Here is a 344-nt window from a genome sequence, read left to right as displayed (position 1 = left end):
GGGAACAGGAGCGAGGTATCAATGGGGAACAGGATCTGTAGTCGGTACTAACCCGATTTCAGGAGCGACTTCGTCTACATATACCACTCCGACCCTTACGGGTAACGCGACATATTGGGTTCGAATAGAGAATACAACTTCGCCGTGTACTGCAACAACCGGAGGCGTTTCGCAAGTGGTTACTGTAAATGCGCCATCAACAGCACCGACAAGCATAAGCGGAATTACAACGATCTGCAGCGGAACCGGAACTACATTGACGGCAGTCGGCGGGACTTTGGGAACTGGAGCGACTTACCAGTGGGGTACAGGATCTGTAGTTGGGACAAACCCGATTTCAGGAG

General features: G+C 51.7%; 1 protein-coding gene. It reads left to right on the top strand.

What is annotated here, in order from left to right; all coding sequences use genetic code 11:
- Positions 1–344: hypothetical protein (locus tag EYY60_RS22150; protein WP_208749419.1), on the top strand; the 344-nt coding region annotated here is incomplete at both ends.

Source organism: Flavobacterium zhairuonense, from assembly GCF_004352915.1.
Classification (GTDB): domain Bacteria; phylum Bacteroidota; class Bacteroidia; order Flavobacteriales; family Flavobacteriaceae; genus Flavobacterium; species Flavobacterium zhairuonense.
Note: the sequence above shows the minus strand (reverse complement) of the source record. Positions and strands in the feature narration are given on the sequence as shown.